A 14,533-nucleotide genomic window follows, 5' to 3' on the forward strand; every position below is an offset into this window, starting at 1 on the left:
AACAATCCGGCTACGGCAAGGACATGTCCCAATATGCACTGGAGGACTACACCGCCGTCCGCCACGTCATGATTGCCCACGGATAAGCGGCGCCAATCGGCTTCGCCGGTTTCTGCGGCATTTGGATAGAATTGCCCAAAAAAACCCCGCCAGCGCTGCTGACGGGGTTGTTTATTTGATTTCGTGTCTTCTGCGTCGGGATTTGAGAGTTTTTTGCCCCGCAGCGCCGGGCTTGGGCCGGTCATGCGGGTGCCTGTCAGTTTCAAATCTGTAACCAGTTTGCCAAACAAAAAACCCGGCAGCAGGACTGACGGGTTGTTTATTGGTTTTGGGAACAGAATTTGTCATTTTTTCCCTTCAGCGTCGGACTTTTGTCCTCCTTGATGGGCCCCGAAGAGGTTCTCAGCTGTATCTGGTTGCGGGAGCCTGATCACACCGAGACTTGTAACCAAACAATCGCTCAATAACGAAACCCTGATCCGCATGTCAGGCGTTTGAGGGCCTCCTTCGCTATCAATTCTTCGTTTGTGTCCTGCACAACAACAAGTGTGCCGTCGTCGTTCGACTTCATTTATAAAATCTGTATGAGCCTTGCTCAAAGTTGATGTGATCTCTTTCGTCGGATCGCATTTCGAGTGGCGGAACGTGAACTCGGTGTCCCTTGCCCAATCGTCGGGCAAGGCTGGTGATTTGTCGGAGCTGCTTACCGGAAATTACGCAATTCCCGCCCTGTCACCCCTTCAGGTGATGACGTCCGGCTCCGCCCGTCCGAGGCGGTCAAGCTCTGACATTTCCCCGGCGGCCTGAATGACCGGTGCAAGTGCTGCCTGGGTATTCTCAAAGAGCTTTGCTGCGTCGGTTTCCAGCTTTTCCAGATAGATGCGCAACGTTGCGCCGACGGTGCCGGTGCCCGACAGGCGGAAGACCGCACGGGCACCGCCTTCAAAGAGGAACCGGATACCCTGCTTCAGGCTCTTCGAGCCGTCGACCGGGTCGAGATAGGCGAAATCATCGCAAGCTGAGACGGTGAGGCCGGCAAAAGTCATGCCCGGAAACTCGGTCAGTTTGGCACGCAGATCGTCCATGAGCTGATTGGCGTCGTCCGTCGGCACGGCTTCGTAATCGTGGCGGGAATAGTAGTTTCGGCCGTAGCGCTGCCAATGGGCCGCCATCATGTCCTTCACGCTCAGGCGGGTCTCCGCCAGGATGTTCAGCCACAGCAGAACGGCCCATAGGCCGTCCTTTTCGCGCACGTGATCAGAGCCGGTACCGGCGCTTTCCTCACCGCAGAGCGTCACCTTGCCGGCATCCAGAAGGTTGCCGAAGAACTTCCAGCCGGTCGGCGTCTCGTAGTGACCGATGCCGAGGGCTTCGGCCACCCGGTCGGCGGCGGTGCTGGTCGGCATGGAGCGGGCGACGCCCGCAAGGCCCTTGGCATAGCCGGGCGCCAGATGGGCATTGGCCGCGAGAACCGCAAGGCTGTCGGACGGTGTCACGTAGATGCCCTTGCCGAGGATCATGTTGCGGTCGCCGTCGCCGTCGGAGGCCGCGGCGAAATCCGGCGCTTGATCAGACATCACCAGATCCACCAGCGGCTTGGCCCAGACCGGGTTCGGATCCGGATGGCCGCCACCAAAATCAACCGACGGGACCGCATTCAGCACCGTGCCGGGCTCGGCTCCGAGCTTGCCCTCGAGGATCGCCTTTGCATAGGGCCCGGTGACGGCATGCATCGCGTCGAAGCGCATGGTGAAGCCGCCGGCAAAGAGATCCCGGATCTTGCCGAAGTCGAAAAGCTGTTCCATGAGCGCGGCATAGTCGGCGACGGGATCGACGATCTCCACTGTCATGCCGCCGAGACCGGATGCGCCCAGCGCAGTCAGGTCCAGGTCTGGCGCGTCGAAAATCCTGTAGCTGGAGATAGTCTGTGTCTGGGCGAAGATTTCCTCGGTGATGCCTTCCGGCGCAGGACCGCCGTTGGAGACATTGTATTTGAGGCCGAAATCCTCATCGATCCCACCGGGATTGTGGCTGGCGGAAAGAACCAGTCCGCCATCCGCCTTGCGCTGGCGGATGAGGTTGGAGACGGCCGGGGTGGACAGAAGACCATCCTGGCCGACGATCATCTTTGCCGCTCCATTTGCCGCGGCCATCTTCAGGATGATCTGGATGGCCTCGCGGTTGAAGTAGCGGCCGTCACCGCCGACGACGAGGGTCTTTCCCTCTGCCCCGCCGATGCTGTTGAAGATCGCCTGGAGGAAACATTCGACATAGCCCGGCTCCATGAAGACGCGGGTTTTCTTGCGCAGACCGGAGGTTCCGGGCTTCTGGCCTTCAAAGGGTCCTGCCTGAATGGTCCGAACAGTCATCTTCTCTCTCCCTGGATCGTCTTACACACCCAAATCAATCAACATTTTGATACCCCGGCATATCAGGCGGGACGTCCACCTTACTGCCCGCCTTGTGCTGGCCACGCGCGCCCTGGCGCATAATCGCGCTCAAGCCTTCCAGCTGCGGCAGCTTCGAAAGCTCCTCGACCGGAACCCTGTGGCGCCGCACCCAATTGGGATGTTCGCTGACCGTGCTCGGCAAGTTCTGGGCTTCCCTCTCTCCCAGAATATCGTCAAGCTGCACGGCGACAAGCTCGGCCGGCGATTGGCTGAGCGTTGCATGCATCGCATCCCGGAAGCCGTCGGCATCGCTCGCCGACCGGTACCCGGAAGGCGCATTTGCAAGAAGGCCCGCGGCCTCGCTCTCGCGTTCCTGTTGCTTGGCCGGTTTTTCCTCCGGCGTGATCCAGCCGAGCCGTTCCCACCAGTCGATGTCGGCGCCTTCAAAATAACCGCGCAATGTCGGCGTGTCGTGGGTGGCAAAGCAGGCAAGCGAGCGTTTGCGCAAGTCAGCCGGATCGTGCAGGACACCGTCGGTCTTTTCGTATTGCAGTACCGAGTAGCCGTAAAAACCGAGGTCGCGCAATTCGTCACGAAACTGATCCGGAACGAGGCCGAGATCCTCTCCAACCACAATTGTGTCCGAGCGCTTTGCTTCAATAGCGACGATGGCTGCAAGTGTCCGGAAGGGCTGGCTGACATAGCCGCCCGGACTTCCGTCCGAGGGTACCCAGAAACTGCGCTTCAATCCGAGCACGTGGTCGATGCGCAAGAGACCGCTGTGGCGCATGTTACGCCTCAGCAAACCGCGCAGCGCGGCGTATCGGTTACCGGCAAGCTTGCCCGGCGCATAGGCGGCCAGGTTCCAGTTCTGTCCGGCTGGGCTGAGATAATCAGGCGGAGCGCCGATGGAAACGTTCTCGGCGAGGCTCCCGCGTTCGCACCAGCTTTCAGCACCGCCAAGGCGTGAACCGACAGCAAGATCAAGATAAAGCCCGAGATGCATGCCGGCGTCAGAGGCCGATTTCTGGGCCGAATGAAGTTGCAGGTCCGCGAGCCACTGCAGCCAGACATGGAACCCCATCCGCGCCTGCAGATCCTCCATGACAGCAACCGCTTCCTTCTGTCGGAGTTCGGCCGGCCAGAGCCGCCAGTCAGACCCATGCTGCTCGCTTAAAGTCTCAAAGAGCGCAAAGTCCTCAAGCGCAGCCCCCTCTTCCCGGCGGAAGCCGTCGAAGTCGGAAAGCAGAAAATCGGGCGCTTCCAGCAAAAACGCCTCGTAGGTACTTTCAAGGAGGGGTGCCAGAAAAGCTCTATGAACAGCATAGTCCACGCGCTCGGCCTTACGCAGTCTGTCAAATGCGGCATTTGCCTCAACAAGCAACGCGGCCACTGACGGGCAGAAGCGGAGCAGCTCCCCCATCTTGTCCGGGGCAATGTGCCATGGATTGAGGAAACCACGATGCGTCGGCGAATAGGGACTGACGATCTCCTTCTCGCTCCAGCCCAATGCATGGACCGGGTTGATGCCGTAGAACGCGGCTCCGCCAGGAGCCAAAGCGGCTCCCATGACGCCGAGATCGGCAAAGTCCCCGACACCGCAATTGCGGTTTGAGCGCAGACCGTAGATCGTTCCGGTGACACCCCAGATCCGGCCGAGACCACGGTCGCCAAGTGCCGGCAAGGCCGCCGGAGCAGCGATCAGCAGTGCGGATTGGGCGCAGGCCCCCAGTTTCAGATGAAGATCGTGGAGGCCCGGCGGCAACGGCGGAAGCGTTACATGGCCGGTGCTACGCCCACCGCTGAGCCTGTCTCCCGTCTCCAGGACCAGCTCCCACTCGGCCCCCTCGGGCAGCGGGATGTTCGAGGCTCGGTCGCTTGCCAGGACAATCTCTTCCTGGACAATCCTCGATGCCTCTTCCGCCTCCAGCGCTGCGAGCGTCTCCCGGGCTTCGGTGTCGGTTGCCGCGGGCAAGCCGCAGGCGGCCAGCAGCGCGCGCCGGGTTTCCGGCGCGGTCGGCCGGACGATGTTCTGCAGGTCCCGGAATTCACCGAAGATACCGGCTTTCGCTGACAGGATATCGAGAACGCTGTCCGGGGTCACAGCATTGACCCCTGCAAGAATCCAAGCACCAGCGCGTTGAGGCTCTTGCCTTCCACCCAAAGGTGGCCGTTGGTCAAAGGCACGGCCTCGCCGCCGGACGGGTTCGCGGTGTCGATGCTGTGGATCCAGACCGTGCCTTCCGGCTTCGGCGGCAGCGTCACATGGGCTCGCTGCGTGTCGCGGTTGAAGACCACGAAGACGGTGTCATATTCGTCCATGAAGTCCGGGGCCTCGGCGGCGTAGCGGACAAGAAGGCAGAGGCTCGAGAGGCCCGGATCACGCCAGTTGAGCGGATTGCCGTCGAGATCCCACCATTCCACATCCGGAAGACCGTCTGCCGGACGTCTGCCCGCATGCAGAAAGTAGGGTTGCCGGACGGTGCTGTGCGCGGCCCGGAAAGCCGTCAGCTTCTGCACGAAGGCGAGCAGATCCTCGTCCGCGTCTCCCCAGTTGACCCAACCGATCGGATTGTCCTGGCAATAGGCGTTGTTGTTGCCGTGCTGGCTGTTGCCGATCTCGTCGCCCGCCAGCAGCATCGGCGTGCCCTGGCTGAGGAACAGCGTCGCCAGCATGTTGCGCTTGCGGCGCTGGCGTCGGGCCAGGATGTCAGGATCGCCCGTCCGGCCTTCGACGCCGAAATTGTCAGAATAATTGGCGGCGTGGCCGTCCTGGTTGTTCTCCAGGTTGGCGTCGTTATGACGCTTGGCGTAGGCGGCAACGTCGTTCAGCGTAAAGCCGTCGTGAGAGGCAACGAAATTGATCGAGGACCAGGCACGGCGGCCATTGCGGTCGAATTTTTCGGCAGAACCCAGAAGGCGCGCGCCCAGCTCCTGCGCGGCATGGGCGTCGCCGCGCCAGAACTTGCGAAACGTGTCGCGTGCCGTGTCGTTCCACTCGGCGAATTCCGGTGTAAATTCTCCGAGCCGGTAACCGCCCGGGCCGATATCCCAGGGTTCCGCGATCAGCTTGACGCCGGCCAGAACCGGGTCCTGCCGGAGCGCATCAAAGAAGCTGCCATTGGGATCAAAGCCGTGATGCTCGCGCCCGAGTGTTGTCGCAAGGTCGAAGCGGAAACCGTCGATGCCCATGACGGTGACCCAGTAGCGCAGGCTGTCCATCACGAGGCGCAGCACCTGAGGATGAGAGATGTTCACCGTATTGCCGCAGCCGGTGTCATTCACATAGTAGCGTGGCTGGCCGTTGATCAGCCGGTAGTAGGACGCGTTGTCGAGGCCACGGAAGCACAGGGTCGGGCCACGGTGATCGCCCTCAGCAGTGTGATTGTAGACGACATCCAGAATGACCTCGATACCGGCGGCATGGAAGCGGCGGACCATCTCACGGAAACCGGCAATGCCGGCAGGCCCGAAATAGCGCGGTTCGGCGGCAAAGAAGCCAATGCTGTTGTAACCCCAGTAGTTCTTCAAGCCCTTGTCGAGCAGAAAGCTGTCATCGACGAAGGCATGAACCGGCATGATCTCGACCGTGGTGACGCCGAGCTTCTGCAGGTGTTCCAAGACGGGTTCGGAGGCCAGGCCCTCATAGGTACCGCGCAGGGCCGCATCGACCCCGGGATGCTCCATCGTCATGCCCTTGACGTGGGTCTCATAGATGAAGGCCTCTTCCCAGGGATGGCCGGGATGATTGCCGAGCGGCGTGAAGAGGGAGGGATCGGAGACGACGGATTTCGGCACGAAGGGCGCGCTGTCCCGGGTGTCGAAACTAAGGTCGAGGGCACTCGACGCAGGATCGTAACCGAAGACGTGATGCACATTGGACCACTTGCCCTCTATTTCCCTCGTGTAGGGGTCCAGAAGCAGCTTGTGCGGATTGAACCGATGGCCGTTCTCCGGTGCGTAGGTTCCATGGGCGCGAAGGCCATAGAGCGCACCTGCAGGCAGACCCTCCAGATAGCCGTGCCAGATCGGGCCGGTGCGCTCCGGCAGGGCATATCTGGCAATTTCCGAATGATCCTCGCGGGAAAAGAGGCACACCTCTATTTTGGAGGCGTTTTCGGAGAAGACACCGAAATTGACGCCGCCACCATCGAGCTGCGCACCGAGCTTGTGCGGTGTGCCTGAACGCATTCTGATCGCCATCGCCTCAAGCCTTCCCCGACTTCACGGCGAGATCTGCATAAAGCGCGGCATAGGACTTGGCGGAGCTCTCCCAACCGACGGGATGCTTCATCGCCCGGCGGATCATGGCGGACCAGACCTGCGGCTGGCTGTAGAGATCACACGCACGGTGGATGGCATTTGCAAGGGCTTCCGCCGTCACCGGCGAGAACTGCAGGCCCGTGGCACACTCGGCGACGAGCGCCGCCTCGTTTGCATCGATGACCGTGTCCGCCAGCCCACCCGTGCGCGAAACGACGGGGATCGTGCCATAGCGAAGGCCGTAGAGCTGGGTCAGGCCGCAAGGTTCGAAGCGGGAGGGGATCAGGATGGCATCGGCACCACCCTGCAAGAGGTGGGACAACGCCTCGTCATAGCCGATCACCGCACCGACCTGCCCCGGATACCGGCGCGTTGCCGCCAGGAAACTGTCCTCAAGCTGCTTGTCGCCAGTCCCGAGCAAAGCCAGCGCCGCACCGCGCCCGGTCAGGTCCGGCAGGACATCCACCAGCAGATCAAGGCCCTTTTGCGATGTCAGACGGCTGACGACACAAAAGAGCGGCGCGCCCTTGGGCGCCTCAAGGCCGAAACGCCGGGCAAGTTCTTCGCGGGCGAGCGCTTTCTTCTTGAGCGCACGTACACTGTAGCCCGCAGGCAGCGCCGGATCGGTCTCCGGGTTCCAGACGTCGAGGTCGATGCCGTTGAGGATGCCGGAAAGGTCCGTTCGGCGCGTCTGGAGCACGCCTTCCAGCCCCATGCCGAACTCGGAGCTCATCAGTTCACGCGCATAGGTCGGGCTGACTGTGGCGATCTTTTCACTGAAGACAAGCGCTGCCTTAAGGAAGCTGATGCGACCGTAATACTCGATCCCGTCCGGGGTGAAATAACTCGGCGAGATGCCTAGCTTTTCCAGAAGACCGTCATCGAACAGCCCCTGGAAGGCGACGTTGTGGATGGAAACGATACAGGGCACGTTGCAGCCGCGCTGGCGCAGGTAAACCGGGATAAGGCCCGCCTGCCAGTCGTGGACATGAACGATATCCGGCTTCCATCTGCCGGCGCCTTTCTCGGCGATATCGGCGCCGGCGATGCAGAGCGCACCGAAGCGGATGGCATTGTCGCCCCAATCCTTGCCGTCAGGTCCGAGATAGATATTCCCGGGCCGGTCAAAAAGATGCTTTGCCTCGAGCAGCAGAAGGTCAAGGCCTTCCGCCTTGACCTCCACCACGCGGGCAGGCCCACCCATCAGACTGTCGTATCGGATCACTTCCTTGGCCTTGGCTGCCAGTTTTTCCAGCGCCGGATAGGCAGGCAGGAGAACGCGTATATGCACCCCCTGCCCGGCAAGCGCTTTCGGCACGGCACTGATCACATCGGCAAGACCACCGGTCTTGACGAAGGGTGCGCATTCGGACCCGACGAACAGTACTTCCATCAGTTAGGTATCCAATCGGTCAATCATGGCTTTGGTTATCAGGCAGATCCCGCCCGGACTACGCCGGAACCGTTTCGCATCAAGTGCCGGATCTTCTCCGACGATGAGCCCTTCCGGGATTTTGACGCCCCGGTCAAGTACTACGTTGGTGAGGCGTGCGTTACGGCCAATCTCGGCAAAGGGCAACGCCACCACACCTTCAAGCGTGGAAAAGGAATGAGTCTTCACGCCGGTGAAAAGCAGGCACTGGTCCAGTGTCGATCCGGAGATGATGCAGCCACCCGAGACCATCGAAGAGGTCGCAAGACCTCTGCGGCCTTCCTCGTTGTGAATGAATTTGGCCGGCGGCGTCAGTTCCGAATAGGTCCAGATCGGCCAGTCGTTGGAATAGATATCAAGTTCCGGCGTGAAGTCCGTCAGGTCGATATTGGTCTGCCAGAAGGCATCGACGGTGCCGACGTCCCGCCAATAGGGTTCCTTTTCAAGTCCGGTCATCACGCAGGAGCGCGAGAAGGGATGGGCCATCGCCTTGCCGCTCTTCACGATCTTCGGGATGATGTCCTTGCCGAAATCGTTGGAGGAATTGGGATCGGCTGCATCCTCCTGCAGGATCCCAAGCAGGAATTCTGTTTCGAAAACGTAGATGCCCATGGAGGCAAGCGAGAGATCTGGATGTCCCGGCATTTCGGGCGGGTCGGCGGGCTTTTCGACGAAGGCGATGATGTTGTCCTTGTCGTCCACATGCATAACGCCGAAGCCCTTGGCTTCCTCGCGCGGAACCTCGACGCAGCCGACGGTGACATCAGCGCCCGTTTCCACGTGCTGCTGGATCATCAGCGAATAATCCTGCTTGTAGATATGGTCGCCGGCCAGGACCAGAATGTATTTCGGCTCCAGGCTCATGATGATGTCGATGTTCTGCGTCACCGCATCGGCGGTGCCCTTGTACCAGTTCTCCTCATCGAGACGCTGGGAGGCCGGCAGGATGTCGAGCGACTCGTTGCGTTCCGCCCGGAAGAACGACCAGCCGCGCTGCAGATGGCGGATCAGGCTGTGGGCCTTGTACTGGGTGGCAACGCCGAGGCGGCGGATACCGGAATTGACGGCGTTGGAAAGGGCAAAGTCGATGATCCTGGTCTTGCCGCCGAAATAGACTGCGGGCTTCGCCCTCCGGTCGGTCAGTTCCATCAGCCGGCTGCCGCGTCCGCCTGCGAGCACGAAGGCCATGGTTTGCTGCGCCAGTCTTTGAGATTCGATGGTCATTTTCGTCACTCCTCCCCGGTCCTTTTCTCGTCGTCTCTCGCCGTCCGAGGCCTCCTCAGCCTTGGGTGAGTTCAAAAAACAGCGTCGTCAGTGGCGGCAACGTGATTGCGATTGAATGCGGACGTCCCGATGCCGCAACCTGATCGCTGTTCACGCCGCCGAAGTTGCCACGGCCGTCGCCGCCATAAATGTCGGCATTGGTGTTGATCCGCTCGGCCCAGAAGCCCGGCTCCGGCACGCCGATGCGGCGCGCGCTGCGCTCGACCGGCGTGAAATTGGCGACCACCAGTATCGGCGGATCATCATTGGTCCCGCGGCGCAGCCAGGCAAAAATGCTCTCATCGCCGCTGGTCTCTTCGATCCACTCAAAACCCTCGCGTCGGCAGTCCAGTTCATGGAGAGCAGGCGTCTCGCGGTACAAGCGGTTGAGATCGCGGATGAGCGCCTGCACTCCCCGATGCGGACCGTGGTCAAGCAGATGCCAGTCGAGACTTGTATCGTGGTTCCACTCGCGGTCCTGTGCAAACTCGCCGCCCATGAAGAGCAGTTTCTTGCCGGGATGCCCCCACATGAAGCCGTAGTAGGCGCGCAGGTTGGCGAATTTCTCCGGCATGCTGCCCGGCATCTTTTTCAGCAGCGAGCCCTTTCCGTGGACGACCTCGTCATGGCTCAGCGGCAGGATAAAGTTTTCCGAGAATGCATAGTGAAGGCCGAACGTGACCTTGGAATGGTGATACTTCCGGTGAATCGGATCCTCCGCCAGATAGCGAAGCGTGTCGTTCATCCAGCCCATGTTCCACTTGAAGCCGAAGCCCAGCCCCTCGGCATCGACCGGTGTTGTGACACCTGGAAAGGCCGTCGATTCTTCCGCGGCGGTCAGAATGCCTGGCACCTCGCCATAGACCGCAATGTTCATGGCCTTGAGGAAGGCGATTGCCTCCAGGTTTTCCCGTCCGCCATGGACATTGGGCACCCATTCGCCCTCTTTGCGGGAATAGTCGCGGTAGAGCATGGAGGCGACCGCGTCCACGCGCAGGCCGTCGACATGATATTCCTGAAGCCAGTAGAGGGCGTTGGCGACGAGATAGTTCAGCACTTCGCGCCGGCCGTAGTTATAGACGAGCGTGTTCCAGTCGGGGTGGAAACCCTCGCGGCGGTCCGCGTGTTCATAAAGCGCGGTGCCATCGAAATTGCCCAGCCCGTGTGGATCTTCCGGAAAGTGACCCGGCACCCAGTCCACGATCAGGCCAAGCCCGGCATTGTGGCAGGCTTCGACCAGGGCACGGAATTCTGCCGGCGTGCCGAAGCGGATCGTCGGCGCGAAGAGGCCGACCGGCTGGTAGCCCCACGAGCCATCGAAGGGAAATTCCGAAACCGGCATCAGTTCCAGATGAGTGAAGCCGAGATCGAGCGCGTAAGGAACGAGCTGGGCGGCAAGTTCCAGATAAGAGAGTGGCCGGTTGCCGTCTTCCGGCACACGGCGCCAGCTTCCCAGATGAACTTCATAGATGGAGATCGGCTTGTCGATCCGGTGCAGGTCCGCACGCCGGGCGATCCAGTCGCCGTCCGACCAGTCATGGCCTTCGATATTACGGACGATGGATCCGGTCCGCGGCGGATGCTCCGCTCCGAAGCCGACCGGATCGGCCTTCTGCGGCAACAGGGTTCCGTCGTCGGTAAGCAGCTCGTATTTATAAACCTCGCCCTCGGAAAGACCCGGGACGAAGACCTCCCAGACCCCGGTCGCCCCGCGCCGGCGCATCAGCGTGCGGCGGCCGTCCCAACCGTTGAAATCGCCGATGACCGACACACGGCTGGCATTGGGAGCCCAGACCGCGAAATGAACGCCGCCGACCCCTTCATGGGTGATCACATGCGCCCCAAGTACCTTCCAGAGTTGGCGGTGTGTACCTTCGCCGATCAGATACTCGTCGAGTTCACCCATCACCGGACCGAAGCGATAGGCGTCGTCGGAAACCCAGCTGTTGCCGTCCTGTTCGACGCACAGGTTATAGGCAAAACGCTTCTTGCGGCGTGGAACGGCCGCTTCGAATAACCCGCCGCCAAGTGAAGAGAGTTCGACGATCTTTTTCGCCGATCCCGGCTCTACCACCTCGACCTTGCTCGCATCGGGCATGAAGGCCCGGATGACCAGTTTCCCCTCCGCCTCGTGCAAACCGAGGACCGCGAACGGATCCCGATGGGTACCCCTGGCAAGTGCGTCGATGTCGGAGGAGATCGTCATGGCGAACCTTGTTCCTTCGGCTTCTCGTTATCCCCGGGTAAGACTATGCGCGTTCCAGATGTCCTTCGCATAGTCTGCGATTGTCCTGTCGGAGGAAAACCATCCGACGCGGGCGGTGTTGAGCACGGCCATTCTCGTCCAGTTGTCCTGGTCGGCATAGGCCGCATCGACCCTGCGCTGCGTGGCGAAATAGTCGTCGAAATCGCAGGTGACGAGGAAATAATCCTTCTGGCGCATGTCCTGCACCAGACCGCGGTAAAGGTCCCGGTCACCGGAGGAAAAGACACCGGCCTCGATCTGCTCCAGCACGCGCGCCAGTTTCGGGCTGGCCGCAATCGCGGCGGCCGAATAGCCAGGCTGCTTGCGGCGGGCGACGACCTCGGCCGCCGTCAGGCCGAAGAGGAAGAAGTTCTCTGCTCCCACCCGCTCGCGGATTTCGACGTTGGCACCGTCCAGCGTGCCGATTGTCAGCGCCCCGTTGAGGGCGAACTTCATGTTGCCGGTGCCGGAAGCTTCCTTGCCGGCGGTCGAAATCTGCTCGGAGAGTTCGGTCGCCGGGATAAGGAGTTCGGCCATGGAGACGTTGTAGTTCTCCGGGTAAACGATCTTCAGAAGACCCTTCACCCGCGGGTCGGAATTGATCACCGCGGCGACGTCGTTGATGAGATGGATGATCTGCTTGGCAACCACATAGCCAGGCGCAGCCTTGCCGCCGAAGATCTTGACCCGCGGCACCCAGTTCGCATTCGGATTTTCGCGGATATCGTTCCAGAGGGCCACGGTCTCAAGCAGGTTCATGAACTGGCGCTTGTATTCGTGCAGGCGCTTGATCTGGACGTCGAACATCGCTTCCGGATCAACCGAAATGTCGTGGCCGGCCTTCAGCCAGTTGGTGACACGGATCTTGTTCTGCGCTTTCACATTCCTGAAGGTGTCGCGGAAACCCTGGTCATCTGCGTAGGGAACCAGCTTTTCGAGCTGATCCAGATCCGCGGGCCAGTCCTTGCCGATCGTCTCGCTGATCAGATTTCTCAGACCCGGATTGCAGTTGTGCAGCCATCGCCGCGGCGTGATGCCGTTGGTCTCGTTGATGATGCGGCCGGGATAGGCGCGGTTGAGATCCTCGAACACCGTTTCCTTGACGAGGTCGCTGTGCAGCGCCGAGACCCCGTTCACCTTGTGCGCCATGACGAAGGAGAGTTCGCCCATCTTGACGTCGCCACCCTCCAGAATGCGTACGGAGCTGCCGCTGGCCTTGAAGTGCGCCGCCTCGATCTCGCGGATGATTTCAAGATGCCTTGGCAGCACCTTGGCAAAGATCGGCTCCGGCCATCTTTCCAGCGCCTCCGGCAACAGCGTGTGGTTGGTGTAGCCGAGACAGCCGCGGGCGATCTTGATGGCCTCCGCCATATCTACTCCTCGCTCGTCGACGAGCAGGCGCACGAGTTCCGGCCCTGCGATTGCCGGGTGGGTGTCGTTCAACTGGATGGCAACCCGGTTCGGCAAGTCAGCGACGGAGCCGCCCTCCGAGTCGAGACGCCGGAGAATGTCGCGGATGGACGCCGCTGTGAAGAAATATTCCTGCTTGAGCCGCAGTTCCTTGCCGGCCTCGGTGGTATCATCCGGATAAAGGACGCGGGAGATCGTGCGGGCCAACGCTTCCGGTTCGCTGGCCGCAAGGTATTCGCCGCGGTTGAAGCTGTCGAGATCGAAGATCTTGACCGGCTTTGCGGCCCAGAGGCGCAGCGTATTCGCCCAGGCACCGTTCCAACCGACGACAGGCGTATCATAAGCAGACGCAACGACGGTCTCCGCAGGTATCCAAACCGACGTCCTGCCTTTTTTCCGCAAGGTGCCACCGAAGCCGATATCATAGCGCACTTCCGGCCGCTCGAACTCCCAGGCATAGCGCTGCGACAGCCAGGTCTCGGCCGTTTCGATCTGCTCGCCGTCCTTGAAATGCTGTTCGAACAGGCCGTGCTCATAGCGGATGCCGTAGCCATAGGCGGGAATGCCGAGAGTCGCGAGGGAATCCATGAAACAAGCGGCGAGACGACCAAGACCACCGTTGCCGAGCGCCGCATCCGGTTCGTCACTGACAATGCGAGCATAGTCGAGACCGAGCGACTTCATCGCATCAGCCGCGATGTCTTCCAGGCGCAGATTGGTGGCGACATCCTCAATCAGCCGGCCGATGAGGAATTCCATGGAAAGGTAATAGACCCGCTTGGCCTTGGCCTCGTAGGTGGCCCGGGTGGAGGCGAACCAGGGCTCAATGACCTCGTCCCGCAACGCCAGGGACAACGCCATGCGCCAGTCATAGGTGGACGCATGGTCAGGGTCTTTGCCCTGTGAAGTCCTGAGATGGGTCAGGATCGCCCTAGCGAACTGCTCCGGTGTTGGAGTGTTGCAGTTATCGGTTAGCGTTTCAGGTCTCTGCATTTCGTTTCCGGTACGTGACGGACATCAAGAGCGGTCTTCCCCTGCGTCTCCCGGAGGCAATTGCGGTCTCGCTTCCGTCCAAAATGCAGACAAACACCTGAATTTAATCCATTTAAAAGGGTTGGCCTACTTTCGCTTCTAGTCCATGCAGAAGACCTTGTCGATTACCTGTGCCGAATTTGCTTCCGGTTGGACCGGACCTTTCAGGTTTTTTCCGATACAGCGCACCAATGTGTTGTCTCAAATTCATTTCATCGGCCTGAGCTCTTTGAAATCCCGTTGAAAATGCACCGGTCGGTTCCGCTGAACCTTCATGTCCGTTGTTCAGGACACGATGTGCCTACGTGTTAAGCTTTTCACTTTCCAGTCGCACAGGTTCCGTCAAAATGCCTAAGGCCCACTCGGAAATTCCGGCGGGATTTCGGCATTCGTATTTGATTTGCAGGCTTGGTCATTTCTCGTCTTCTGCGTCCGGCTTTGGTTGTTTTTGCCCTGCAGCGTGGGGCTTGGGCCGGTCTTGCGGGAGCCTGTCAGTTT

At 60.6% G+C, this 14,533-nt stretch carries 8 protein-coding genes; all 8 read right to left on the reverse strand.

What is annotated here, in order from left to right; all coding sequences use genetic code 11:
- A partial coding sequence (locus tag ACQY7U_RS02460; protein WP_428641611.1) for a hypothetical protein occupies positions 1-245 on the reverse strand: 245 nt, incomplete at its 3' end.
- A 495-nt stretch (positions 246-740) separates the two neighbouring features.
- Entirely contained in the window at positions 741-2,369 is a 1,629-nt protein-coding gene (locus ACQY7U_RS02465; RefSeq protein WP_428641613.1) for an alpha-D-glucose phosphate-specific phosphoglucomutase, read from the reverse strand.
- A gap of 34 nt (positions 2,370-2,403) precedes the next feature.
- Positions 2,404-4,494, reverse strand: coding sequence for a 4-alpha-glucanotransferase (malQ, locus tag ACQY7U_RS02470; RefSeq protein WP_428641614.1), 2,091 nt, complete (start codon positions 4,492-4,494; stop codon positions 2,404-2,406).
- On the reverse strand, positions 4,491-6,581 hold the full coding sequence (gene glgX, locus ACQY7U_RS02475; RefSeq protein ID WP_428641616.1) for a glycogen debranching protein GlgX: 2,091 nt from the start codon (positions 6,579-6,581) through the stop codon (positions 4,491-4,493). Before glgX ends, malQ begins: the two co-directional genes overlap by 4 nt.
- A gap of 16 nt (positions 6,582-6,597) precedes the next feature.
- The gene (gene glgA / locus ACQY7U_RS02480) at positions 6,598-8,046 is read right to left on the reverse strand and encodes a glycogen synthase GlgA (protein WP_428641618.1); all 1,449 of its coding nucleotides are present in this window, start codon (positions 8,044-8,046) and stop codon (positions 6,598-6,600) included.
- Between the two features lie 3 nt (positions 8,047-8,049).
- Positions 8,050-9,309 (reverse strand): glucose-1-phosphate adenylyltransferase, encoded by a 1,260-nt coding sequence (gene glgC / locus ACQY7U_RS02485; RefSeq protein WP_428641620.1) that lies wholly within the window; start codon positions 9,307-9,309, stop codon positions 8,050-8,052.
- Between the two features lie 55 nt (positions 9,310-9,364).
- Entirely contained in the window at positions 9,365-11,554 is a 2,190-nt protein-coding gene (gene glgB, locus ACQY7U_RS02490) for a 1,4-alpha-glucan branching protein GlgB (protein ID WP_428641622.1), read from the reverse strand.
- Between the two features lie 27 nt (positions 11,555-11,581).
- Entirely contained in the window at positions 11,582-13,996 is a 2,415-nt protein-coding gene (locus tag ACQY7U_RS02495; RefSeq protein ID WP_428641624.1) for a glycogen/starch/alpha-glucan phosphorylase, read from the reverse strand.
- Positions 13,997-14,533 lie beyond the last annotated feature (537 nt).

The organism is Roseibium sp. (assembly GCF_050301095.1).
In the GTDB taxonomy this organism is placed as follows: Bacteria; Pseudomonadota; Alphaproteobacteria; order Rhizobiales; family Stappiaceae; genus Roseibium.